The organism is Pseudomonas sp. S3_B08 (assembly GCF_054667725.1).
The window spans coordinates 3,006,341-3,031,923 of the sequence record NZ_CP162750.1 but is presented as its reverse complement, the minus strand read 5'-3'; the positions used below and the strand labels follow the sequence as shown (position 1 = coordinate 3,031,923).

The following is a 25,583-nucleotide window of genomic DNA, read 5'->3' as shown; positions in this document are numbered from 1 at the left end:
CTTCGCCCTCATCTACAGGAATTAAAATGAGCGAAAGCTTTGCGGAACTCTTTGAAGAAAGCCTGAAAACCCTGAACCTTCAGGCAGGCTCCATCATCACCGGTGTTATCGTTGATATCGATTACCAGGCTCGCTGGGTAACCGTTCACGCTGGTCTGAAGTCTGAAGCACTCATCCCGCTTGAGCAGTTCTACAACGATGCTGGCGAACTGAACATCAACGTTGGTGATGAAGTTCACGTTGCTCTGGATTCGGTTGAAGACGGCTTTGGCGAAACCAAGCTGTCCCGTGAAAAAGCCAAGCGCGCTGAATGCTGGATCGTTCTGGAAGCAGCCTTCGCAGCCGAGGAAGTGGTCAAGGGCGTTATCAACGGTAAGGTTAAAGGCGGCTTCACTGTCGACGTTAACGGCATCCGTGCGTTCCTGCCAGGTTCCCTGGTTGACGTCCGTCCAGTGCGCGACACCACGCACCTGGAAGGCAAAGAGCTGGAATTCAAGGTCATCAAGCTGGACCAGAAGCGCAACAACGTTGTCGTTTCCCGTCGCAGCGTCCTCGAAGCCGAGAACTCCGCCGAGCGTGAAGCTCTGCTGGAATCCCTGCAGGAAGGCCAGCAAGTCAAAGGTATCGTCAAAAACCTCACCGATTACGGCGCATTCGTCGATCTGGGTGGCGTGGACGGCCTGCTGCACATCACCGACATGGCCTGGAAGCGCATCAAGCATCCTTCCGAGATCGTCAACGTTGGTGACGAAATCGACGTCAAGGTTCTGAAATACGATCGCGAACGCAACCGTGTTTCCCTGGGCCTGAAGCAACTGGGCGAAGATCCATGGGTTGCTATCAAAGCCCGTTACCCAGAAGGCACTCGCGTTACCGCTCGTGTTACCAACCTGACCGACTACGGCTGCTTCGCTGAGCTGGAAGAAGGCGTTGAAGGTCTGGTACACGTTTCGGAAATGGACTGGACCAACAAGAACATCCACCCTTCGAAAGTCGTACAAGTCGGCGACGAAGTGGAAGTCATGGTTCTGGACATCGACGAAGAGCGTCGTCGTATCTCCCTGGGCATCAAGCAGTGCAAGTCGAACCCATGGGAAGACTTCTCTGGCCAGTTCAACAAGGGCGACAAGATCTCCGGCACCATCAAGTCGATCACCGATTTCGGTATCTTCATTGGTCTGGACGGCGGCATCGACGGTCTGGTTCACCTGTCCGACATCTCCTGGAACGAAGTGGGCGAAGAAGCCGTACGTCGTTTCAAGAAGGGCGACGAGCTGGACACCGTCATCCTGTCGGTTGACCCAGAGCGCGAGCGCATCTCCCTGGGCATCAAGCAACTGGAAAGCGATCCGTTCTCCGAGTACGTCTCGGTTAACGACAAGGGCGCTATCGTGACCGGTACCGTGAAAGAAGTTGACGCCAAAGGCGCCATCATCGTTCTGGCCGACGACATCGAAGCTACCCTGAAAGCCTCCGAAATCAGCCGTGACCGCGTTGAAGACGCGCGCAACGTTCTGAAAGAAGGCCAGGAAGTTGAAGCCAAGATCATCAGCGTTGATCGCAAGAGCCGCGTAATCCAGCTCTCGATCAAGTCGAAAGACGACGCTGAAGAGAAAGAAGCCATCCAGAGCCTGAAAGCAGCTCCGGAAGGCGAAGCAGCTGACACCACTATGGCGGCACTGCTGCGTCAAGCAATGGCCAAACAGAACTGAGTTCTGCTTGATCATTAAAAAGGGCGACTTCGGTCGCCCTTTTTTGTGTCTGCGATTTGGTCTTTGTACGTCCGTGCATGAAACCAATGCCGACGTCTGCGGGTCTGTTTCTTTAATCGGATCAATCGCCTATTGGCGACTAAGCTTGATCTTGAGTATTAGTCGTCAGGCTTGCCTGGCATAAGGAAGTGGATGAACAAGTTATTTGTTGTTGCGGTGGTCTTGGCGCTGGCAGGTTGCACCACCAGCGCGAAAACCCATGCGGTGCGCGGCGTCAGTGGTATCGAGGTCGATTGCTCCGGGTTGGGGTCCGGTTGGGAAAAGTGCCAGAAGCGTGCAGCGAAGGAGTGCAAAGGTAAGGGCTACAAGGTCATCACCCGCTCTGATGATGCGAAAGATGAAGATGAATACCCGTTTGGCTTCAATCCCGCAGGCTTTGTAACCCGGACCATGCTGGTGATGTGTCGTTAGGTGAGTAGCGATCCGACTCGCCACTGGAGTGCCCTGAAAATGGGCGTTTTGACCCCGGGAAAGATATGTCAATCCCTGGGCTGTTCAAAATCTTCCGGGCATGCTAAAACCTTTCAAGCGCTGATCTAGCTGCTTGAAAAAGAAGGGAAAAATATGACGAAGTCGGAGTTGATCGAACGAATTGTCACCCATCAAGGGCTACTCTCATCCAAGGATGTGGAGCTGGCCATCAAGACCATGCTTGAACAAATGTCTCAGTGCCTCGCCACCGGTGATCGTATCGAGATCCGTGGATTTGGCAGCTTCTCCCTGCACTATCGCGCACCGCGCGTCGGCCGCAACCCGAAAACCGGCCAGTCGGTAAGTCTGGACGGTAAATTCGTGCCGCATTTCAAGCCGGGCAAGGAATTGCGTGATCGCGTGAACGAGGAAGAGGAGGAGGGCGCTTGATCTTCGCTATTCAAATTCAAGGGGGCGTGAATGCGTAACCTGAAACGCATACTGCTTGGCGTTTTTCTTCTGCTGATGGTTCTGGTTGTGCTGGCGTTTGTGCTGGAAAACCAGCAATCGGTTTCGCTTTTGTTTCTGGGTTTTACCGGCCCGCAGTTGCCGGTGTCGGTTGTTGCAGTGTTGGCGTTGCTGATTGGTATGTTGATTGGTCCTGTGTTGGGCTGGTTTCTGGGGCGCTCGTCCAGAGCTGCACGCAAGCGAGTGGTGTGAAAACGACAGGCGCACGGCATCTGTCGAAATTGCGCCTCAGCCTGTCTTTATCCATTAGTAAAACCATCATTAAGCTGTAAAATGCGTCCCTTGTTCGATCGTGCCTTCATGCATGTCGATTCAGACTGACTCTGACGGATGCCAACTGATAGTGGCTCTGCATTCATGGATTAGACCGCGCTCTCTGGCAGCGCTGTCCGCAGCTCAAGGGTATCGCTTCGCGTGAAAATTCTAGTTACCGGCGGCGCCGGCTTCATTGGCTCGGCAGTCATCCGTTACATCATCTCCAACACTGCCGATGCGGTCGTCAACGTCGATAAGTTGACTTACGCCGGCAATCTGGAGTCGCTGGCAGAGGTCAGCCAGAATTCGCGTTACGCCTTCGAGCGCGTCGATATCTGCGATCGTGACCAGATCGACCGCGTCCTGCGTGATCACCAACCTGATGCAATCATGCACCTGGCCGCAGAATCCCACGTTGACCGCTCGATCTCCGGCCCGTCCGAGTTCATCCAGACCAACATTATTGGCACTTACACACTCCTAGAAGCTGCGCGCCATTACTGGGCTGCTCTGGATGACACGCGCAAAGCCAATTTCCGCTTCCACCACATCTCGACTGACGAAGTTTACGGAGACCTCGAAGGTCCGGAAGACCTCTTCACCGAAACCACACCTTACCAGCCAAGCTCGCCTTATTCGGCCAGCAAGGCCAGCTCCGACCACCTGGTCCGTGCCTGGGCCCGCACTTACGGCCTGCCGACACTGGTCACCAACTGCTCGAACAACTACGGCCCGTGCCACTTCCCTGAGAAGCTGATCCCGCTGATCATCCTCAACGCGCTGGAAGGCAAACCGCTGCCGGTGTACGGCAAAGGCAACCAGGTTCGTGACTGGCTGTATGTCGAAGATCACGCGCGCGCGCTTTATAAAGTCGTCACTGAAGGCGTCATCGGCGAGACTTATAACATCGGTGGTCATAACGAAAAACAAAACATCGAAGTAGTGCATACCCTGTGTGCGTTGCTGGATGAATTGCGTCCTGATTCGGCCCACCGTCCGCATGCCAGCCTGATCACTTATGTTCAGGATCGTCCAGGCCATGATGTGCGTTATGCAATCGACGCGAGCAAGATTCAGCGTGAACTGGGCTGGACACCGGAAGAGACTTTCGAGACTGGCATTCGCAAGACTGTCGAGTGGTATCTGACTAACACCGAGTGGGTTGAGCATGTGAAGAGCGGCAGCTACCAGCAGTGGATTGATCAGAACTATGCGGATCGCTCGAATAAAGCATGAAGATCCTACTCCTAGGAAAGAACGGTCAGGTGGGCTGGGAGCTGCAACGTTCCCTGGCTCCGCTAGGTGAACTGGTCGCTCTTGATCGTCACCTTGTTGATGGCCTCAGCGGTGATCTGTCGAATCTTGAATGCTTGCGTGCAACGATTCGTCAGATAAAGCCTGACGTTATTGTTAATGCTGCTGCTTATACGGCGGTCGACAAAGCTGAGTCGGAAACCGAGTTGGCGGATTGCGTGAATGGCCTTGCGAGTGGCGTGATGGCGGAAGAAGCCGCATCGCTGGGCGCGTGGCTGGTTCACTACTCAACGGATTATGTTTTCAGTGGTCAAGGCGTCATGCCATGGCAGGAGACAGACCCTGTTGCGCCGGTGAACCATTACGGCGCCAGTAAGCTCACCGGTGAGCAGGCAATTATCGCATCGGGTTGCAACCATCTGATCTTCCGCACCAGTTGGGTATACGGCGCTCGCGGCAATAACTTCGCGAAGACCATGCTGCGCTTGGCCAAAGATCGCGAAACGTTGAGCGTGATTGCAGATCAGATCGGAGCGCCGACCGGGGCTGATCTGATTGCTGACGTTACGGCACTGGCTATCCAGCAAGTTATAAAGCGTCCAGAGTTGGCCGGTCTCTACCACTTGGCCGCTGCTGGCGAAGTGTCCTGGCATGGATATGCCAGTCTTGTAATCGACTTTGCAAAAGCCCAAGGTGAGGAGTTGGCTGTGAAAACGGTCAGTCCTATCGAAACGACTGCATATCCGACACCTGCACGCCGCCCTCTGAACTCACGTTTGAATACTCAGAAGCTGCGCGACCATTTTTCTCTACACTTGCCGGATTGGCAAAGTGGTGTGACCCGAATGCTTAGGGAAGTTCTGAACAAATGACCACGATAAATCGTAAAGGCATCATCCTCGCCGGTGGTTCGGGAACCCGACTGCACCCGCTGACGTTGGGCGTCTCCAAGCAGATGCTGCCGATCTACGACAAGCCGATGATTTTTTATCCGTTGTCAGTGCTGATGCTCGCGGGAATGCGTGAGATATTGATTATTTCCACTCCGGAAGATTTACCGAATTTCCGTAAGTTGCTCGGTGATGGCAGTCGTTACGGCATCCAGTTGACCTACGCAGTTCAGCCAAGTCCTGACGGTCTGGCGCAGGCTTTTGTCATTGGCGAAGAATTCATTGGTACAGATCCGGTCTGCCTGATCCTGGGAGATAACATATTCTATGGTCAGCACTTTTCCGATAATCTGCGAGCGGCCAGCACTCGCCTGCAGGGAGCAACAGTCTTCGGATACCATGTTTCCGACCCGGAGCGTTTTGGTGTTGTGGAGTTTGATAGTGCGGGCAAAGCCCTGAGTATCGAGGAAAAACCGCTGAAGCCGAAATCCAGTTACGCAGTAACAGGCTTGTATTTCTACGACAATCAAGTGGTCGAGATCGCCAAGAAGATCAAGCCATCAGAGCGTGGCGAACTGGAAATTACCGACGTGAACCGCGCTTACCTCGAGCAGCAGACGCTCAATGTCGAAATGCTCGGGCGTGGATTTGCCTGGCTGGATACCGGTACTCATGACTCACTGCTTGAGGCCAGTCACTTTGTCCATACCATTGAACAGCGTCAGGGGCTAAAAGTCGCCTGTCTTGAAGAGATCGCCTATCACAATGATTGGATCACTGCTGCTCAGTTGGGTGAGCAGGCTGAAGCTCTGAAGAAGACCGGCTACGGGCAATACCTGCAGAAATTGCTGGACTCTCCTTCTCACTGATTCGAAAAGACGAATAGTTTTGAGTTAGGTATTCAACCGGTGTCGGCAGGAGATCTATGCCAGTAAACAATCCAAAGGTTGCAGTTCTGCTGGCGGCATTCAATGGAATGCAATGGATCGAAGAACAGCTGGATTCAATTCTCGATCAGGTTGGTATCGACTTAACCGTTTTTATCAGTATTGACTGCTCAGTCGATGAAACCGAGTCGTGGTGCCATGCCTATGCGGCTCGGCACGCCGGTGTCATGGTATTGGCGGCGGACGGGCCTTTCGGTGGAGCTTCGCGAAATTTCTTCAGATTGATACGTGATGCGACCATCGAAGATTTCGACTTCATCGCATTCTCTGATCAGGACGATGTCTGGTACCCAAACAAGCTTGCGCGAGCAATTCAGACAATTCGTACCCGACAAGTCGACGCCTATTCGAGCAACGTCATTGCATTTTGGCCAGATGGTCGAACGCATTTACTGGATAAGGCTCAGCCCCAGACTGCTTGGGATTTCCTGTTCGAAGCAGCGGGGCCTGGTTGTACATATGTGTTGAGTCAACGACTGGCGAGTGTGCTTAAAGCCGCCATGCTCACTGATTGGGAAGAGTTGCAATGTGTCACTCTTCACGATTGGTACTTCTATGCGTTTGCCCGGAGCCGGGGATTCAAATGGTTCATTGATGATCAGCCTTCAATGGGGTACCGCCAGCATGAGCGAAACCAAGTGGGCGCAAATACTGGAGTCAATTCGTTGATTGCCCGCTATAAGAGTATCCATGACGGGTGGTGGTTTTCCCAGGTCAAGATAATTGCTCGTTTGGTCGGAGTCGCGAATGATCCGTTTGTCAGGAGCTGGTTTTCGTTGGCACGTTGGCAGTTGCTTAGGCTTTCGCTAAGCGCGTGGCAATGTCGACGCCGGTTGCGGGACAAGCTTTTTTTCTTTTGTGTGTGCTGGGCTACAGCGGCAATCGGACAGAAATCCAGATGAGCAATCCTCGCGTGTTAGTGACCGGTGCCTCCGGATTTCTTGGTGAAGCCGTTGTGCTGCGTTTACTCATGGATAAGCAATTTACGCCTATCGCGGCCATCCGTGGTGAATCCAGACTCGGTGGACTTTGTCCTGTGGTCGCACTCGATTTGGCCGGACCATCTGCTTTGCCTGTTGTGGAAGGGGTCGAAGTGGTTGTTCATTGTGCAGCGCGAGTGCACGTCATGGATGATGTGTCTGCAGACCCGTTGGAAGCATTTCGAAAGATAAACGTTCAGGGCACAGAGCGCCTCGCCCGCCATGCGGCAGAGTCAGGCGTCAAACGATTCATTTTTATCAGCTCGATCAAGGTCAATGGTGAGCTGACTTGGCCGGGAGCAGCCTTTTGCGCGGACGATTCACCCGCACCGGTCGATCCTTATGGAATATCCAAATTCGAGGCTGAGCAGGCGCTCGGAAAAATCGGCCAGGACACCGGTATGGAAATCGTCATCATTCGACCACCACTGATTTATGGTCCCGGCGTCAAAGCTAACTTCGCCAAGATGATGCGGTGGCTTGAGCGCGGGATACCGCTTCCCTTCGGGGCGACAAACAATCGCCGCAGTCTAGTGGCGATCTGCAACATCGTACACTTGATAAAGGTTTGTATTAGTCATCCTGCTGCGGCCGGGCAAGTGTTTCTGGTGAGCGATGGCGAAGACCTTTCCACCTCGCATTTGCTCCGGCGCATGGCTGTCGCGCTCTGCGTGAAGCCGCGGCTGCTGCCTGTGCCCTCGTGGATATTGAATGCGAGTGCTGCGCTGATCGGGCGCGCGGACCTGGCCCAGCGTTTGTGCGGATCGTTACAGGTGGATATTGACAAAACTCGTGACCTGCTCGGCTGGCGCCCGGTGATCACTGTCGAACAGGCATTGCGAAAGACGGCAGGGCACCATGCTTCGACGCGTCGCGATTGAAACCTTGGCTCGCAGTAGCGGGCGGACGTTGGCAAACTGCCACCCTTTGTTGCCAGGGCGTGGCTTGGTACCCTACGGCCCTTGCGCAGTGGCGCCTGGATGGAATCCGGGAGGGCGATCAAGGCATGCAGTTTCCCCTGTCTGCAAGCTGCATCAAGGGATGAAAGCGACAATGTCACTGGGCTATCAAATGTCAAACCTTCGTCGTTATAATCGCGGATTTTTCTCGCCTCGTTCTGCCGAGTCCTTGTGTGGACGTAACGAACGAGCACATACAGTCGGAGTTTTATCATTTCAGCAACGGAGTGCTCGGTGGTAACCCCTCTATCCCCGGTTGACCAGTACCATGGTTTGGATCGCCGCTACCTGGATGAATGTGGGCAAAAAAACGCGGCGCATATGGGGTGTGTTGCAGTTCTTGTCTGTACTTTCAATGGCGAGCGTTTTCTGGTTCAACAACTGGAATCAATTGCGCGACAAACTTATCCTCATTGGTTTGTAGTGGTATCGGACGATGGTTCGACGGACTCCACGATGGCGTTGCTGCATGAATTCGGTGAGCGCTGGGGGCACGACCGGATAATGCTGCGCAAAGGGCCCGGTCGTGGGTACGCTGCCAACTTCCTGGCCGTTACTTGCGACGAGTCAATCGACGCTGACTTCTTCGCTTGGGCAGATCAAGACGACATCTGGAAGGAAAACAAGCTGGAGGTGGCTCTGCAGCGATTGATGGAAGTAGCGCCCGATACACCTTCATTGTATTGCGGCAGAACCGAGTTGATCGACGAGCACGGCGGCCGCATCGGTTTTTCACCGTTGTTCAAGCGCCCGGTGGGATTTGCCAATGCGCTCGTGCAGAGCGTCGGCGGTGGCAATACGATGGTGTTCAACGATGTCGCCCGGCAATTGTTTCAGTGCGCGGGATCAAGCCTGGATATCGTCTCCCACGACTGGTGGGCCTATCTTCTCGTCACCGGGGCGGGGGGACAGGTTTTTTATGATTCTTCTCCGACTGTTCTTTACCGACAGCATGATGCGAACCTGATCGGTTCGACGTCAGGCCTGATTGCACAGATGGGACGTTTACGCATGTTGTTCCGTGGCCGTTTCCGAGGCTGGAACCACAAGAATATGTTGGCGCTGGAAACGATCCGATTGCAGCTCAATGAAGAAAGCAGGATGAAGCTTGATCTTTTTCAGCGGGCGCGTCGCTCACGCGGAATGGCCCGATTCATCTGGTTACGACGATCCGGGGTTTACCGGCAATCCCTATGGGGCAACTTGGGACTGGTACTGGCGACGCTTTTCAATGGCATTTGACACACACCTTGCTCTGGCTCCTATCAGGAATAATCTTGTGGTAATTCACGTAGTCATGGATCGAGAGAGTTTGCTGAGCAAGCTGACCTCCCTCAGTCTTTTTGAGGTTTTAACGCAATGCTGAATTTTTCTACGTCACCGAAGGAGATGCTGGGCAGTTTCTGGCGCAATAAGGGGCTGATACGGGCATTGGTGCAGCGCGAGATCGTTGGACGGTATCGCGGCTCGATCATGGGTATGTTGTGGTCGTTGTTCAATCCGATCGTAATGCTGGTCATCTACACGTTTGTGTTCAGTGTCGTGTTCAAAGCGAGATGGAGTGTCGACAGCAGTTCGAAAACCGAGTTTGCGTTAATGCTGTTCGCTGGTCTGATTGTGTTCAACCTGTTTGCCGAGTGCATCAATCGAGGGCCAGCGCTGATAGTCGGGAACGTCAACTATGTGAAGAAGGTGGTATTCCCGCTGGAAATTCTGCCTTGGGTTACTTTAGGCGCGGCGATGTTTCACTTTCTTGTGAGCCTGATTGTGTGGTTGGTTGCCTATCTGATTTTCTTTGGCACGCTGCATTACACGGTTCTTCTCCTGCCGTTGTTCTTGGCGCCGTTGATGATCTTCGTCGTCGGATTGGTGTGGTTCCTTGCATCAATAGGCGTATATCTACGGGACGTCAGCCAGATCATCGGCGTCTGCACCTCAGTCCTGATGTTCCTTTCGCCAATCTTCTATCCGATCACCGCACTGCCGGAGCAGTATCGACACCTGCTGTTTCTGAATCCTCTGACACCTGCTATCGAAGATGCGCGAGCGCTGCTCTTCCGTGGTGAGCTACCCAGCTTCGTTCATCTTGGTTTCTACTACATCGCGGCAGCTCTAGTCTTCTGGCTGGGATTTGCGTGGTTCCAGAAAACGCGTAAAGGATTTGCCGATGTCCTCTAACACAGCGATCGCCGTTAACAACCTGAGCAAATGCTTTCATATCTACGATAAGCCGAGAGACAGGCTTCTGCAGATGTTCGCTCGTGGACGTAAACAATATTTCCGTGAATTCTGGGCTCTGCAGGATGTGTCCTTCACCATCGAAAGAGGCGAAACCGTTGGTATTCTGGGCCGTAACGGTAGCGGTAAGTCAACGCTGCTGCAGATGATCTGCGGCACGCTCAATCAGACGCATGGCGACATTCTGACCCATGGTCGAGTCGCAGCCTTGCTGGAGCTGGGCTCCGGGTTCAACCCGGAGTTCAGCGGCCGCGAGAACGTCTATATGAATGCGGCGGTGATGGGACTGACACGAGAGGAAACCGACGCCAGGTTTGCTGAAATCGAGGCGTTTGCGGAAATTGGCGAATTCATCGAACAGCCGGTCAAGACCTACTCCAGTGGCATGATGGTGCGCCTGGCGTTTGCAGTGGCCATTAATGTGGATCCGCAGATACTGATTGTCGACGAGGCTTTGTCCGTCGGTGATGAACTGTTTCAGCGTAAGTGCTTTGCGCGCATCGAGGCAATCAAGGCCAGTGGTGCCACGATTCTGTTCGTGTCCCACTCTGGTAGCGCGGTCATAGAGCTGTGTACTCGCGCTATTCTTCTCGATAAGGGCGAAAAGCTTGCTGAGGGAGTTCCGAAGGTCATTGTCGGCCAATATCAGAAGTTGTTGTACGCACCAGCTGACAAGGTTCTGGAAATTCGCGAATCGATCAAATCAGGTTCGCTGGAGCGACTTGAACTGGAGCGAGAGGCGCAGCGCTCGGCTGTTGCAGTCGAAGCTTCTCAGGCTATGGACAACGGGCTCGAAGAATACTTCGATCCTCATATTGTCTCCAAAAGCGTGATGTCCTACGAGTCCCATGGGGTTCTGATCAGCGATCCGCGCATCCTCAATGCCGCCGGCAAGCAGGTCAATTGTCTCAAGCGCGGCGACAGCTACCGCTACACCTACCGCGTAACGTTCGCGACAGGCGCCGTAGCTGTGCGCTTTGGCATGATGATCAAAACGCTGGCCGGCATTGAAATCGGTGGCGCGGCGAGTGCCGCCACTGCGCAGGACTCTTTAACTTACGTCGCTGCCGATGCGCAGGTCGACGTCGAATTCAAGTTTGAGTGCAACCTTAACCCAGGCACCTATTTCCTTAACTCGGGAGTGGTTGGTGTCATTGGAGAGGGCGAAACCTACCTGCATCGTCTTATCGACGCGTGCCTGTTCCGTGTTCTGCCGGAAACTGCGAGCACGGCGACGGGGACGGTGGATTTCAAATGTATTCCAGCTTTTACCATTTCAAGTGTTGAGCATAATTAATCTTATGGATCATAAACAAATAGTCGTCGTTCTGGGCATGCACCGAAGCGGTACGAGTGCCATTACGCGTGGTTTAAAAGTCCTTGGTGTCGACTTGGGCGATGACCTGCTGCCTGCCGAGTCGGGTAATAATGAAAAAGGCTTCTTTGAAGACGCGACTATTACTGCGTACAACGAAGAGCTACTGGCCGCTTTGGGCCACGCTTGGGATAGTCTGATGCCCATCAGCGCGGAAGAGCTGGAATCGCCGATCACGCAAACCCATAAAGTTCGTGCCACTGAGCATTTGCGTGGAAAGATCGCGGATATCAAATGTTTTGGTGTGAAAGATCCGCGCATGGCAAGGCTCTTGCCATTCTGGCAGGAAATCTTTGTCGAATTGGGTTTGAGCGTCAGCTACGTTATCGCCTTCCGTAATCCAAAGAATGTTGCTCATTCGTTGGTCAAGCGCAACGGGTTTGAAGTCGAGAAAGGCTACTTTCTTTGGCTGGAGCACATGCTGTTCAGCTTGAAGTATAGCCAGGGTGCTTCACGGATTTTCGTAAACTACGAACTGATGCTTGAGGAGCCCGAGCGGCAGTTGCGCCGTATCTCCACATCGCTGGAACTGCCATTTGATCCCGTAGGGCAAGAGTTTCAGGAATATCATCAACAGTTTCTTCAGCATTCGTTACAGCACAACAGCTTTACACTGGATGAGCTCCGCAAGGATCCGTGCGTTCCCGTCGATGTTCTGACCCTCAGTTCGCTGTTGTTGCACCTCTCGCGCGATGAGCGTGCGGATGACCAGACTGTTGTTGCAACAGTAAACAAACTCTACCTAGCAATGGTCGAGCGTTTGCCAGCTTATCGCCTCATGCGTCGTTTTGATGAAAACAGCACTGATCTGAGCGCGCGACTGAGCCAGAAAGACAAAAACCTGGAAACGCTTCTGGCCGATCACAACGCTCTTACAGCTGATTACGGAAAGCTGGAGACAAGCCATGCTCGGTTACAGGAAGATTATTTAAAACTGAGCGAGTATCGTCATTGGCTGGAGACCCAATACGACTCCTTTAAATCGACTCTCTCGGAATCGGAGGGCTCGGTTCAACGGCTTGAGGAGGACCTGCATCGGTATTCCTCCGGCCGGTTTCTACTCAAGTCACTGATTTCGCGTATCGGCGAACACTTGGGATTGCTTTATCGAGGTGATAACCCTGCGGAGAGCGAGCTGTTCGACGCTCGTTACTATCTCACGACCTATCCGGACGTGCGGGCAGCGGGCGTTAATCCGCTGCAGCATTATCTGGAGCAGGGTTGGCGAGAGGGGCGTGATCCTTCGGCGGGATTCTCCACCAAGGCATACCTGGAACATTATCCAGATGTCAGGCTACGACGTATCAACCCGCTGATTCATTACTTGCGCTACGGGTATTATGAAGGACGGTCTATGTTCGACGTCCAAGGTCGTAACTACCGCCTTTCCCGTAAGGTAAGCCGCTATCGCGTTGCCGTGCAGCTATTGAATCTGGTTTCGCAACAGCCGGAATTGCTTGGGCGCTTTGTGCGTGAGGCGCGACGAGGTGGATTGCGCCACGCACTGGCAATTGCTGTGCGCAAGCTCAAGCGCAATCAGAAGCGATTTGAGCTGAGCCGCGTCCGTGAACCGCTTACTGATGGCATACTGACTGAGTATGAAGTGCTCAAAGTCGTGCCCTATTATCTTGATCCCTATCTTCCAGAGACGCCCAAAGCAGTGTCCGAAATGGTCGCCGTTCACCTTCATATTGTTGGCGAACAAGTGTCTGATAGTTGGCTGGGCTACCTCGGCAACATTCCCGTTGAATTTGATTTGTACGTATCATGCAGCGGCGTGAGCGAGTCGAAGTTCAACGAAAAACGCTTGCGCGCCGTCTTGCCGCTAATGCGCGAGCTGACCGTCGAGGGCGTGCCAGCGCATGCTGGGGCGGTCGCAGCTCTCATTGTCCAGTTCGGCAATCGTCTCAAGGAATATGACGTTGTAGCTCACTTGCATGACGACGCCAATGTCACCGGAACCCTGGATGGTTTGGGTGTGATCGAGCGTCTGGAGTTGATCTGTGGATCGCCAGCCAACGTGGGCCAGATACTGCATCTGCTAGGCGGCGACGCAAAAGTGGTCTATCCCGTCGACAACCGACGTGAATCTGCCTTCGATCAAACCGGCTGGACAGACACTGGCAATGTCCTTGCCAAAATCAAGGATAAATGCAGTACCGCGGACGGGGTAGTGCTGCCGATTGCGCAATTGCCGAGGGTCGGACCGTTCTGGGCCCGCAGCGGCGTGATCAGCGATTTGCTGCAACTCCCGTTGCAGTATAAGCATTTCGAGAATGACACCGCTCTTGCAGGGCGGGACATGTTGAGTCGAACTTTGGAGCGTCTGGTTCTGGTTGACTCAACTGACACCGAAGGTCGCAACTATCAACTGGAAGCCCCGCAGATCTCTTTCGAGGCGCGGGATTATTGCGAGCCCCAAGTTGATTATTCGTCCAGTATCAAGCATGACACCGTCAAGGTGCTAGCCTACTACCTGCCACAGTTTCATCCGACACGTGAAAACGATGAGTGGCATGGTATTGGCTTTACCGAGTGGTACAAGGTTCGCTCGGCCAATCCGCTGTTCTACGGACACTATCAGCAGCATGTCCCACATGACGACATCGGTTATTACCATTTGGAGGGACCTGCACAGCTGGCTCAACAGGCTGAGATGATGCAGAAGTCAGGTGTGCATGGCCTGATTTTCTATCACTATTGGTTCACCGGGCGTATGATTCTGGAAAAGCCGGCGCAGATGCTGGTGGACAATCCACAGATCAACATGCCGTTCGCCTTCTGCTGGGCAAATGAAAACTGGACTCGCCGCTGGGATGGCAATGAGCAGGAAATTTTGCTCGGTCAGGTGTATTCGAAAGAAGACGCTCGCGGATTCATTCGATATTTGATCCCGTTTTTCAAGGACGAGCGCTACATCAAAGTAGACGGTCGCCCAATGTTGCATGTGTATCGTCCATCTTCGATCGAGCACATTGAGGAGTATCTGGAGGTCTGGCGCGAAGAGTGCGAAAGTGCTGGTCTCAAAGCTCCTTACATGGTGGCGACTTTGACGCGCGGCGCGACGCATCCCCAGCACCACGGGATGGATGCGGCAGTGGAGCGGGTACTGCACGACTGGACAGCGGATGCGGTGCAAGACACTCGCAACCAGCTCCGTCCTTACTGGCCATTGGAAGGTAGTGTCCTGAACTACGATGAAGTGGCCGACCACTACATGGGGCAGGATCTGGGCAAGGAGTTCACACTGTTCCGATCCCTCGTGCCAACCTGGGACAACACCGCTCGCTACGGCACCAGGGCATATGTCCTAAATAATTTCACTACGGCAAAGTTTCAGAGTTGGATGGAGTACCTGATCGAGTATTCCGAGCATAACTTGCCGGAAGATCGTCGCTATGTGGTAGTGAATGCCTGGAACGAGTGGGCTGAAGGCGCTCATCTGGAGCCCGACACTCGTTTTGGTTACGGCTATCTAAACTCGATTGGGCGGGCGCTTTCCGGTCAGCAGTTTTCGGCTACCAGCCATTTTGAACCTGGTGCTGACCTCACGCTCAACATAATGCTTACGCCAGATGTCGTCGGGCGGCTGAAAGTCGAGCCTGAACCGCGTCGCAAGTTTTTGGCCTGCCTTACCCACTCGATGTTGGCGCAAGGCTGCTCGATCACTGTCGATGATGCCGAGTTACTTCGAGCCTTGCAGGCGAGAGGCGTCAAATGCTCAGGTAAAGGCACGGTGAATGCCGATTTCAACCTTGTGTTCAATGATGTCTGCCTGTTCCCGGTCGCAACCGTCGGGTCGCTTTTGAAAATGGCTATGCGACACTCGGGCTTCGCAATATCGGCAAACCTGCGCAACGATCCTTCCTATCTGCAAAGCGACAAGGTCGCCAATTTTTCGATATCGGATGACCAGCGCGGTTGCATGGAGCTGGTACCTACCGGCCCCCGTATCGGCAAAAAGGTTTGTTGCGAATCGTCATGCTTCCGCATGCTGGCTGAAGTTGGCGAGCCAGATGATGCACCGGATATTGTGACGACAATCATGCGTTACCATCGTCGAGCCGATCGTACTTCGCTGATCAATGCGCTTCTTTCTCTCATCGCTCAGACAGGATGCCGGGTCAAGCCGCTCCTGGCCATCCAGGATATGAGCGACGACGAAACTGAGTTGCTGGAAGGCGAACTTGCCATGCTGCCATGGAGTATGGACTGTGAGCCAGTCATCCGACGTTATACTTCCACAGCAGAAACTCCGGACCTGCGTTCGCTCATGCTTAACGATGCGCTGAAAGCTGCTGCCAGCGGCTATGCGGCGTTTCTGGACTACGACGATTTGTTGTTCCCCGATGCCTATGGCGTGCTGTTGCAGCAGTTGAAGGCCAGCGGCAAAAATGCGACCTTTGGACGCGTTTATTCCACGATGGTGGACGCCGCGACCAACTGTGTTCTCAAGCGTGAAAAGATCTATGACTATGGCGACTCATACATCGATTTCGTCCAGCATAACCATGCGCCGCTGCACAGTTTTCTGCTTGATCTGGACAAATGCAATCTTGATGCAGTCCAGTTCTACGACGACATGAAGTACATGGAAGACTATTATCTGACTATGCAGTTATTTACCGCGAAAGATACGGATTGGGCATCGTTGCGTACCTGCGGATTTATTGGTGATTATATCCACAGAGTTGGCTGTGACTCGCACACATTGGCGATCACCGATGAACAGCAGCGCGTTGACTTATTGAGTAATGAGGCTTATCGAGTCTGCGAAGATCGGATCAAAGCGATGCGTGATCGATTGCTGGCGAAGGTTTGACTTAAAACGCCTGACGTATTGTGCGGCAGGCATTAGTCATCTGATTTATTAGGGTTATCGAAATGATTAACGATCTGGTATTTCACGCAACGGCTGTCAGCCCACAGTCGAGAGCGCAGGTCAAAGGACAAAAGCCAGCAGTGATATGGCTTACGGGATTAAGCGGGGCAGGCAAGTCGACGATTGCGAACGCGTTGGAACAAGCGCTCGTAGCGAAGGGCAAACACACGTTTCTACTGGATGGAGATAACTTGCGAATGGGGTTGTGCAAGGATCTAGGATTCACGGACGTTGACCGCGTGGAGAACATTCGTCGCGTGGCGGAAGTTTCGAAATTGCTCGTGGATGCAGGCCTGATCGTGATCACGGCTTTCATTTCGCCTTTCCACCGTGATCGTGCCCTGGCACGTGAGGTGATTGGAAGCTCGGAGTTTGTGGAGGTATTCATCAATACGTCGCTGGAAGAATGTGAGCGGCGTGACCCTAAGGGTCTATATGGCAAGGCTCGGGCGGGAGAGATCAAAAACTTCACCGGTATCGATTCCGTATATGAAGCCCCCACCCAAGCAGACATTGCTATCAACACCGTTGATGAGGCGTTGGCGGTATCTATTGAGCGGCTACTCGCCTATCTGGATAACAGGTTTGCCGCATGAAAACGCTCGTGATCATTGGGGCGGGCTTCAGCGGCGCGGTCACTGCTGCGCAGTTTCTACGTCATAGCCCCCCCGGTGTACGAGTCGTATTGATCAACCGATCGGGAGCAATGGCAAGAGGCCTTGCTTACGGAACCAACAGTTCCTTGCATTTGCTCAATGTGCCTGCCGGCAACATGAGTGCTTATGCCGATGAGCATGATCATTTTCTGGATTATTGCCGGGAACGGCATCCCTCCTTCAATGCTTCCACATTTGCCCCTCGAAAAATCTACGGCGATTATCTGGTATCCATCCTCGATCAGGCAGAGCGGCAGGCTCCTGCAGACGTCATATTCAAGCGGGTAATTTCTGAGGTGGACAGCCTTCGTGCTGACGGAGCAGGAGCCGTTCTTGAATTGAGCAACGGCATGCGGATCAGAGCTGATCAGGTGGTGCTGGCTTTCGGGAATTTTTCTCCCTTGGATCCCCCGGGCTTCAGTCCTACCTTGGGGAAAAATCGATATCAGTCAGACCCATGGTCTGGTTCAAAAGAGCAATCATCTGATCCAGACAAGCCAGTCTTGCTGGTAGGAGCCGGGCTGACAGCTCTGGATGTTGCCATAGGCTTATTGCATCAGGGGCACCGCGGTCCCATCCATATGGTCTCGCGACGTGGGCTTCGCCCCTTGCCGCATCGTCAGTCGCGCTCAATGCGCGACATCCCGCCAATCCTCACTGAAGCACTATTGAAGTCCGCGCCATCGGTGCGTGAATACGTACGCTTGATCCGTCGAGAGGTCAAACTTGCTCAAGCGCGAGACTTGGACTGGCGTGACTTGCTCGCAGCCATACGTCCCGTCACGCCCGACTTGTGGAAGCGTTTGTCTTGCGTCGAGCGGCAGCGCTTTTTACGACATGTTCAGTCTTTCTGGGATGTTCATCGTCATCGAGTCGCGCCGGCCGCTTACCAGTATTTTTCAGATGCTCTCGAGGCGGGGCAAATCCGCTCAATTGCCGGCCGCATACGTAAAGTAGATGAGCATCCTGAAGGTCTGGTTATCGATGTTGAATTGCGTGGAACGACTCGAATCAGAAAAATTACAGTAGCCCGCGTTATTAACTGCACAGGTCCAAATACAGATCTACGGTGTGTCGACGACAAGCTGATCACTCAGCTAACGCATGATGGCCTGATAAGCCTTGATTCTCTGGGTTTGGGGATAAAGGTGAGCGAGCGTCTCTCAACTATGAGTGCAAGCGGGCAGGCAGTCGAGTGGCTGCACTACATCGGTCCGATGCTCAAGTCGGATTTTTGGGAGGCGACGGCGGTACCAGAGTTGCGCCAGCATGCAAAGGCACTGGCGCTTGATCTGGCGAAGAAGATTATTACCTGATATCGGTCTTCGCGGTCATGATCAACATGAACCAAATGCTGTAATGACGGATGTACCGGGTTTTGTTCGTTTCATTCAAAAACCGGCACGCCTTATCAGCCTTCTATCGAAACAGACATTTCTTTAAGGCAGCGCTCCGCGCTCTCGGCGCTCTTGGACAGTATCTCAACCTTGCCGGACAAACCTCTCAATGCTACGTCTTCCAACGGCTCTCCTCCGACGGGCAGAGGGTAGCGGGTAAGCCATGAGCTGTTGATGGTGCACGATGCTGTCAGCACCAGGCGAGCACTCACTGAAGTTGGTTGGGAAAGTCGCGAATTCCACATAAATACGTAATTGCCATTTTCCTGACTCACCAGTTTCTCTTGTACCTGGCCGATCAGAGAGTCTTGGCGTTTCTTGCCATTGATAACGTCATGAGCAAAGGGTTTACCTCCGGTAGTGGCGGGAAATACGACTGTTGCTCCCGAGGTGTTGAGTGCTGTGACGTTATCGAAGGAAATGCCCCGGAACTGGTTGAAAAGCTTATCCGAGTTCTCGTCGGATATGCCGAACAAACTCGAATAGATATGTCTATCGACGTTTACCAAGTGGATAGCGTTATAGACCGCCAGCCCCTCACCTCGGAGGAGGTGCCCGAAGTTTCCGACCACCGAGAGTCCTTGGCCATCATTTTGCGATACAAGGGCGCGTACATCTCGCGTCAACTGTGAGTCAACCGGGGTCAGAATGTCCTTTGCTCTCATGATTGGGTTAAATGACGCATAGATCACACAGTGAATAGCCACCATTCCAATCAAAACAGTAGAGACAAAATAATTCTTTGCTTTGATCTTGTCCTTGGTGACCCACCAGATTAGCAGCCCTGCCACCGAGAAGACGGACGGGGCCAGCCAATACCATTCAACCAGATGAAATTCGTGTGCAATATCGGCTCTTTGCCCCAGAGCAAACGATATCAAGGAAAATAACAGCGATGCGACGACGATGGCTGAAACCCGGATCTGGCTCCAGTGGTAGGAGATCATTACGGAGCCATACAGCACGACCAAGACAGAAAAGCCGAGCAACAACCTTCGGCCAGGTACCAAATAAAGCAACGATATCTTGGAGAGCCAGACCGGAAAGCCAATGATCATGTAGAAGCTCATGAGGGCAAGCATGAAGCCTGTGACGACGGTGAGTCTTACGGAAAATTTGTCCCAGATAATGAAGGGCAATAGTGCGAGGAACAAAAGCGGAGTTATTGTACCTACCAGGCTGAACTCATGAACCGAGTCCACCCCCGGAGGAAACTCGCCAACAGGCGCGGTAGGTAAAATGGCCGAAAGAAGCAAGTGTAGGGTGACGTCCCCCCCTGTGCTGATCCTTACGCCAGGATAGCTGGTGGAGGCGACTGCTTTGACGAAATCCCATCTCATCAGAAGGAATACGGCGAGAGCGGCAGCGACGCAAATGATGGTCAGGAGCAGATTTTTGCGAGTCAGCAGCTTGGGGTTGGCGGTAAAAAGCAAAGGTACGACCGCATAGGCCATGGACACGTAAAAAGGTGGATAAATTTGCCCAAATACTGCGTGGCCCACCGACCAGAAAAAAAGAGGATATTTGATGCTGTCGCGTAGCTTGCAACTAAGTACGGCAAAGGGAAGTATGCCGGCACCCAGCGCGGGAAAATTACTTGTCCACCACACTTGATAGAAGTGACTGAACAGTATCATTCCTGCAACTGAAAGAGCGAGAACGGTTCTCACTCCCATGTTTCGCAAGAGCCAGAAGACAGAACCTAGCAACAGAAGGTTGTACCAGGCACCTTGCAGGGCCAAGGCGTTAGCGCCCGGCAGCACCCAGTAGGCAATCTGATTCGGCAGAAAAAGTAACGAAATATCTAATTTTGGTATGGCGATGAACCAGTCCAGATTCTCGTAGTAAGGGGCGAGGGTAGACTTTAGCGGGAAGCCTTCAATGTAAGCTTGTTTCAGCATTGGCAGATAAGTCGACCACTCATCGCCACGCCCTTCCTTCGGGAAACCCGTCACACTTTGAGTGGAGTAGTCGCCCAGTATTCGCAAGGCGGAAAGGAAATGACTTTGGTAAAAACCCAAATATATCCATGTCAGCGTGATGGCGGTTAAAGCGGCAAAAAAGACCAGTTGCCACCTGTTGCGTTCAATATATGACATTTTTTTCCAAAGTCCGTATGTTGTGTCCAGGCGTCCCGCGCTTCGCTAACGGTTGTCGACTTGATTATCTGTTTTTGTATAATCCAGATCTGCACCAGCGCAAGCGCCGGTAGCAAATCTTGATGAGCATTCTTCTCAGCTTTTAATGGTGAGCAGTATGCCCAGCATGATTACTACTACGCCCATGACATAGTACAGATTGAAGCGCTCCCCAAAGATGAAATGACTGCCGATCGGTACCAGAACGAACGCCAGCGCCATTAGCGGGTAAGCCCGGCCCAACTCGATTTTCTGCAAAACCCAGACCCATGCCAAAGTTGTTATGCCATAGAGAGCAAGAGCGAAAAACAATATGATAAGGCTGCGTTTGTCAAAAAAGTTATTTGCTTGGTGCATGCTGGCGGCGCTGAGTTTGAAGAGTATTTGCCCAGTGGCAATCCCCAAAACGCAGATGATCGCTATCACGTAGGCCATGATTTATTTACTCTTTGAGTTTTTTATGTAAGAAGAAATACGCTTATGCAGAGCATTTTTTGGTAGCGCGGATATGTCAAAGGCAATGAACGCCAGGATAAGTTGGGCTCCCAGTATTATTGGCAGAGATGAAAGCATCACCGTGCCGGATGGAGCAGCTTCCCCGGACGACAGGCTATAGATCCAGTGATAAGCGCCGTAGAACGTGCCGAACAGAAAAAGGAGCAGGCCTAATGGCAGTTCGATCGATGCGATCGACATGTCTCTCAAATAGTAGTTATAGAAAATACGCTTGAAGAAATTTCGTGTGTGTTTGGCAAGAAACTCGCCGATCACTTGGGAAATTTTGAGGTTACTGACTTCATCACCGTATTTAGCGTCCATCGGGATGTCCATCACCACCGCACGCAAGGTGTTCAGGCGAAACAGGATGTCAGTTTCGAAAAAATAACGACGGCTTATTTTTTTGAATGGCAAGTGTTTTGCAACGTCGCTATGTATAGCGGTGAAGCCATTGGTAGGATCGAACAAGTCCCAATAACCCGAAGAAACCTTCGTCATGAATGATAAAACCGAGTTTCCGAAAAGGCGCAATTTTGGCATTGCCCGAATTTCTTCAAGATCGAAAAAACGATTGCCCTTGGTATAATCCGCGTCACCGGCAAGGATAGGTGCAATGAAGTTGGGAATCAAATGCGGCTCCATCTGATCATCGCCATCGACTTTCACGATAATGTCGATACCGTCGTCAATCGCAGCTTGGTAGCCTGTCATTACTGCGCCGCCGACACCTTGGTTGACGGCATGTCTAATTATCCTGACACGAGAGTCATTACAGCTTGTTTGTACAAAATCGCCGGATTGCTCAGGACAGCAATCATCAACCACATAGATATTACTGACTTCAGGTCCAATTTTGCCAATCACGTTAAGAATGTGATTGCGTACACGGTAGCTAGGTATCACTACTGCGATTTTTTTTTCAGTACTCATCCGATGATCGCCCAGTTTTGTCTGAAAGCAAAAAACTGCATTGAGTTAAAAGCTTCCTTTTTAATGGTAAGTGTTTAATAGATTTTTTAGCCGGTGCTTAATGTCAGAGCGGTGCGTTCATGTCCGTTTTGAATCCCGCGTGGAAGCCGCGGACACGCTTGCATGGACGCATTTTACAGACTAAATGTGAGCATTGCCTTATGCATACGAAAAAAAATCAAGCATAATCGGACGGATTTGTGCCAGCACCACGAATTCCGGACGATTCGTCTCCCGGCCCGGACAGCGGTAAGCGGAGTACCCTCAGGCCATTCGGAATGTCAAGCGTAAATCGCTCAGTGTACGCTCTTGGGGAGGTCGGCGAGCATTGGTGTTGCATGCTTTCAGCCAATCAGCAGCGTTGTGAAGGCAGTTGCAGGTCATCACTTAAAATGGAAAAAATAACAATGTCAACCGTACCAACATCTATTCAGGTAACCACTGAAACGAGCAAGCCAGTCGCTGATGCTCGAGCGTATTTCAGTATGAGCAATGTGAATAGATGTCTGTATTTTCTAGTGCTGGTTATGGTCCTGTGTCTCGCGGCGTATATGAGATATACATATACCGATCTGGATCGGACGCCATTGCCGGGGGATGAATATACTTATCACAATGCGGCGAAAAGTATTCTCGCCTATGGGTATATGGTCAGAGAGCCTTATATAACTAATGGTGAGCTCTCTGGCCTTAAGGGTGTGACAGGCCTGTCTCCTGGCTATCCTGTTTTCCTTGCTGCGATTTATACATTATGGGGTGAATCATTCGAGCATGTGATTGTAGTTCAAGTGGTTTTAAGTGTTTTGTCGCTCGTATTGGCCGCTCTCATTCTGACTCAGCTCAAAGTTCGCCGGATGCTGGTGGTATTGGCGCTTGCACTTTTATCGGTTTATCCTGCTTTTTTATATAATACCGACAGGCTTCTGACAGAGCACCTCTTCATATTTGTCATGCTTGGATTCGTCGCCGCATTTATAAGTTCGCTCGGTACCGGGCGCGCCTGGACTACCTTTTTGGCTGCAATCCTGGTTGCTTACGCTATACACGTTCGAGCTCAGGCGCTGCCATTTGCACTGTTGGCAATGATGTTCTATTTGGTCTACGGACACGGCCCTATAAAGAAACGGTGCATTCAATCGGCCGTATTCGCGATGGGCGTCACCGCTGGAATGGCGCCCTACGGTGTGCATAATTTCCTAGAGTTCGACCGGGTGTTGCTGCTGCCGGAAACCGGCGGTGGTCCGATGATCTGGGGAGCAGTTCCCTATTTTCTCGATATGGGCGCAACGAATGGACGACAGCTCGCCGACATTGTTGCAGCGAATAGTACGCCAGCCCCGCTCACTTACTGGAACTGGCGAATTTTCGGCTACATGCAACAGTTGTGGGGAGATGTCTGGGACGAGCGCCTCGTGCATGTGCAGCCTTTGCTTCGGCCCTGGTTACTGTTACAGCACCTTGTGATCATTCCTACCGTGGCAGCCTTGCCCTTTCTGGCGCGAAGAACAGATCCGCGCATCTTATTCATTGCGGCTGTGCCATTGGCGTTAACGTATATGAATGCGCCATTTCACGGACTCCCGCGCTACGCGTTCCCGGCCATCCCTTTCGTGCTTATCATTTTTGCTGTGCTGCTTGACTACGTTATCGAACGGTACAGTCCGGCATCGCTTACGCACGCCGCTACGGTGATCCAGGCCCGATCGGCTGGTTGGGACAAGATCATTCGCTCCACTTACCTGTGCGCGGCGGTTTTGGTTTCCATTATTATCGTGTTCAGTACTTACATCTTTTCGTGGAACATTCATAAGGAAATGTCGGCCTATCGGCTCGCACGCTACATGGGGGTCGAGGTGGCGGATGTGGCAAGCGCCCGGAAAGTAGCATCTTTTGACTTTTTGGCTGATGCATTGCCCGTCGCCAACACCACGAACGTGTCCAAAGACGTTTATATAAATGACGTCGACGCGCCGCCCGTGATTAACGTAACCGTACCACCTGTAGGGCGTGCGGATGGGGGTCGTATCGTTTCGAAAGTTACTCTCAATATCAGAGGCGGGTTCTTTTACGACTACATGACGGTTTACTGGAAATCTGCCAGCGTCAAGGAATTTTCCGAAAACCACGTCTACGGCAGGTTCCCAATCAATTTTCTCGAAAAAAGACAAACCATTCATATAGATGACGATGTCACTGAGTTATTGATCGTTCCGACTGGTTTTAGAGGTGGAATAATACAAGTGAACTCGGTTGAAGTAGATAAGTATGATTTTAGTAAATAGCCTCGGTGCCCGAGGTGAGGGCTTGGCGAGGGTGTTGTAATCAATAACGCGGCACCTTCGTCGGAGAACTCAAAAGTGGAGTTTCATAAATGTTTTCATGGTGGTTGTTTCCCATCGTTTTCGGTCTTGCTCTCGGTTTGACTGCAGCGCTCCGTCGATATGCCTTGGCGCGCAGTATGATAGATATCCCTAACGGACGTAGTTCACATACCGTGCCAACACCCAGAGGCGGCGGCATTTCAATCGTCGTGGGCTTTCTCATTGCACTCGCATGGTTATGGAGCACTCATTTGATTAATAACGCCACGTTTATTGCAACGGCTGGCAGTGGCTTTCTGGTGGCGGTTATCGGTTTCATGGATGATCACGGCCATATCGCCGCTCGTTGGCGTCTGGTTGGCCATTTCCTGGCTGCAGGATGGGTGCTCGTCTGGATCGGAGGCTTTGCACCGATTCAGATCTTTGGTGCATCAGTCGACTTGAAACTGGTTGGAAATATTCTCGCATTGCTCTATCTAGTCTGGATGCTGAATCTTTATAATTTCATGGACGGTATTGACGGGCTCGCCAGCATTGAGGCGCTGTGCGTATGTATCGGGGCAGGCGTTCTTTATTGGATCAACGGTCACGGCTCGTTAGTTTGGCCGCCCGTACTCTTGGCCGCAGCTGTACTTGGCTTTCTGTTTTGGAACTTTCCACCAGCTAAAATATTCATGGGGGACGCTGGAAGTGGGTTCCTAGGTATTTCTCTGGGCGCTCTTTCCCTGCAGGCTGCCTGGATTGATCCCGGTTTCCTGTGGATGTGGTTGATCCTGCTGGGCGTCTTTATCGTTGATGCGACGTTTACCCTTGTCCGGCGCCTCATGCAGGGCGAGAAGGTTTATGAAGCTCACAGAAGCCATGCGTATCAGTACGCCGCACGACGTTATGCCCGTCATTTACCGGTTACGTTGTCTGCGGCGGCGATCAATGTTGTCTGGCTGTTTCCCATTGCCTACAGCGTAAGTGTGCTGGGGCTCAATGGAATGGTCGGTGTGGTGCTGGCGTATGCTCCGCTCGTCCTGCTCGCAATCGCATTTGATGCGGGCAAGACGGAAGTGAGTTCGCCGGAGCGATGAAGGGAAAAAATCGGTCGGCTGCGAATTATCTCGT

Annotated in this window: 20 protein-coding genes; 17 read left to right on the top strand and 3 right to left on the bottom strand. The window is 52.4% G+C overall.

Annotated elements, in window-relative coordinates; translation table 11 throughout:
• Nucleotides 1-26: 26 nt before the first annotated feature.
• From rpsA to AB4N73_RS13630, 15 genes are all read left to right on the top strand, one after another.
• Nucleotides 27-1,712, top strand: coding sequence for a 30S ribosomal protein S1 (rpsA, locus tag AB4N73_RS13700; RefSeq protein WP_016770920.1), 1,686 nt, complete (start codon nucleotides 27-29; stop codon nucleotides 1,710-1,712).
• A gap of 192 nt (nucleotides 1,713-1,904) precedes the next feature.
• Nucleotides 1,905-2,183 (top strand): hypothetical protein, encoded by a 279-nt coding sequence (locus tag AB4N73_RS13695; protein WP_073472356.1) that lies wholly within the window; start codon nucleotides 1,905-1,907, stop codon nucleotides 2,181-2,183.
• Between the two features lie 153 nt (nucleotides 2,184-2,336).
• Entirely contained in the window at nucleotides 2,337-2,633 is a 297-nt protein-coding gene (gene ihfB / locus AB4N73_RS13690; protein WP_007950920.1) for an integration host factor subunit beta, read from the top strand.
• 30 nt (nucleotides 2,634-2,663) lie between these two features.
• Nucleotides 2,664-2,903, top strand: coding sequence for a LapA family protein (locus tag AB4N73_RS13685; protein WP_041478280.1), 240 nt, complete (start codon nucleotides 2,664-2,666; stop codon nucleotides 2,901-2,903).
• Between the two features lie 222 nt (nucleotides 2,904-3,125).
• The gene (rfbB, locus tag AB4N73_RS13680; RefSeq protein ID WP_375122506.1) at nucleotides 3,126-4,202 is read left to right on the top strand and encodes a dTDP-glucose 4,6-dehydratase; all 1,077 of its coding nucleotides are present in this window, start codon (nucleotides 3,126-3,128) and stop codon (nucleotides 4,200-4,202) included.
• Complete coding sequence (rfbD, locus tag AB4N73_RS13675) at nucleotides 4,199-5,092, top strand: dTDP-4-dehydrorhamnose reductase (protein ID WP_375122505.1); 894 nt, start codon at nucleotides 4,199-4,201, stop codon at nucleotides 5,090-5,092. The genes rfbB and rfbD overlap by 4 nt, the downstream gene beginning before the upstream one ends.
• Nucleotides 5,089-5,979 carry a glucose-1-phosphate thymidylyltransferase RfbA gene (gene rfbA / locus AB4N73_RS13670; protein WP_375122504.1) on the top strand — a complete coding sequence of 297 codons (891 nt, stop codon included), beginning with the start codon at nucleotides 5,089-5,091 and terminating at the stop codon, nucleotides 5,977-5,979. The genes rfbD and rfbA overlap by 4 nt, the downstream gene beginning before the upstream one ends.
• Nucleotides 5,980-6,035: 56 nt before the next feature.
• Complete coding sequence (locus AB4N73_RS13665; protein WP_375122503.1) at nucleotides 6,036-6,959, top strand: glycosyltransferase; 924 nt, start codon at nucleotides 6,036-6,038, stop codon at nucleotides 6,957-6,959.
• A complete protein-coding gene (locus tag AB4N73_RS13660; RefSeq protein ID WP_375123777.1) occupies nucleotides 6,956-7,918 on the top strand; it encodes a UDP-glucose 4-epimerase family protein in 963 nt (320 codons plus the stop codon). Before AB4N73_RS13665 ends, AB4N73_RS13660 begins: the two co-directional genes overlap by 4 nt.
• 312 nt (nucleotides 7,919-8,230) lie before the next feature.
• Nucleotides 8,231-9,238 (top strand): glycosyltransferase family 2 protein, encoded by a 1,008-nt coding sequence (locus AB4N73_RS13655; protein ID WP_375122502.1) that lies wholly within the window; start codon nucleotides 8,231-8,233, stop codon nucleotides 9,236-9,238.
• Between the two features lie 117 nt (nucleotides 9,239-9,355).
• Nucleotides 9,356-10,174, top strand: a complete 819-nt coding sequence (locus AB4N73_RS13650; RefSeq protein WP_460142194.1) for an ABC transporter permease — start codon at nucleotides 9,356-9,358, stop codon at nucleotides 10,172-10,174.
• Nucleotides 10,164-11,531, top strand: a complete 1,368-nt coding sequence (locus AB4N73_RS13645) for an ABC transporter ATP-binding protein (protein WP_375122500.1) — start codon at nucleotides 10,164-10,166, stop codon at nucleotides 11,529-11,531. Before AB4N73_RS13650 ends, AB4N73_RS13645 begins: the two co-directional genes overlap by 11 nt.
• Nucleotides 11,532-11,535: 4 nt before the next feature.
• Nucleotides 11,536-16,431 (top strand): glycoside hydrolase family 99-like domain-containing protein, encoded by a 4,896-nt coding sequence (locus tag AB4N73_RS13640; RefSeq protein ID WP_375122499.1) that lies wholly within the window; start codon nucleotides 11,536-11,538, stop codon nucleotides 16,429-16,431.
• Nucleotides 16,432-16,493: 62 nt separating this feature from the next.
• Nucleotides 16,494-17,087 (top strand): adenylyl-sulfate kinase, encoded by a 594-nt coding sequence (cysC, locus tag AB4N73_RS13635; protein WP_375122498.1) that lies wholly within the window; start codon nucleotides 16,494-16,496, stop codon nucleotides 17,085-17,087.
• A complete protein-coding gene (locus AB4N73_RS13630; RefSeq protein ID WP_375122497.1) occupies nucleotides 17,084-18,463 on the top strand; it encodes an FAD/NAD(P)-binding protein in 1,380 nt (459 codons plus the stop codon). The genes cysC and AB4N73_RS13630 overlap by 4 nt, the downstream gene beginning before the upstream one ends.
• A gap of 95 nt (nucleotides 18,464-18,558) precedes the next feature.
• On the opposite strand, the gene AB4N73_RS13625 is transcribed toward AB4N73_RS13630, so the two are convergent.
• The 3 genes from AB4N73_RS13625 to AB4N73_RS13615 all read right to left on the bottom strand — a co-directional run bounded on the left by AB4N73_RS13625 (nucleotide 18,559) and on the right by AB4N73_RS13615 (nucleotide 22,110).
• The gene (locus AB4N73_RS13625; protein ID WP_460142193.1) at nucleotides 18,559-20,643 is read right to left on the bottom strand and encodes a DUF7657 domain-containing protein; all 2,085 of its coding nucleotides are present in this window, start codon (nucleotides 20,641-20,643) and stop codon (nucleotides 18,559-18,561) included.
• Nucleotides 20,644-20,778: 135 nt separating this feature from the next.
• A complete protein-coding gene (locus AB4N73_RS13620; protein ID WP_375122495.1) occupies nucleotides 20,779-21,117 on the bottom strand; it encodes an EamA family transporter in 339 nt (112 codons plus the stop codon).
• Between the two features lie 3 nt (nucleotides 21,118-21,120).
• Nucleotides 21,121-22,110, bottom strand: coding sequence for a glycosyltransferase family 2 protein (locus AB4N73_RS13615; protein WP_375122494.1), 990 nt, complete (start codon nucleotides 22,108-22,110; stop codon nucleotides 21,121-21,123).
• A 446-nt stretch (nucleotides 22,111-22,556) separates the two neighbouring features.
• Between AB4N73_RS13615 and AB4N73_RS13610 the strand changes: the two genes are divergently transcribed.
• Together AB4N73_RS13610 and AB4N73_RS13605 are read left to right on the top strand one after the other, a co-directional pair.
• Complete coding sequence (locus AB4N73_RS13610) at nucleotides 22,557-24,431, top strand: hypothetical protein (protein ID WP_375122493.1); 1,875 nt, start codon at nucleotides 22,557-22,559, stop codon at nucleotides 24,429-24,431.
• Between the two features lie 89 nt (nucleotides 24,432-24,520).
• Nucleotides 24,521-25,549, top strand: a complete 1,029-nt coding sequence (locus AB4N73_RS13605; protein ID WP_375122492.1) for an MraY family glycosyltransferase — start codon at nucleotides 24,521-24,523, stop codon at nucleotides 25,547-25,549.
• Nucleotides 25,550-25,583: the final 34 nt, after the last annotated feature.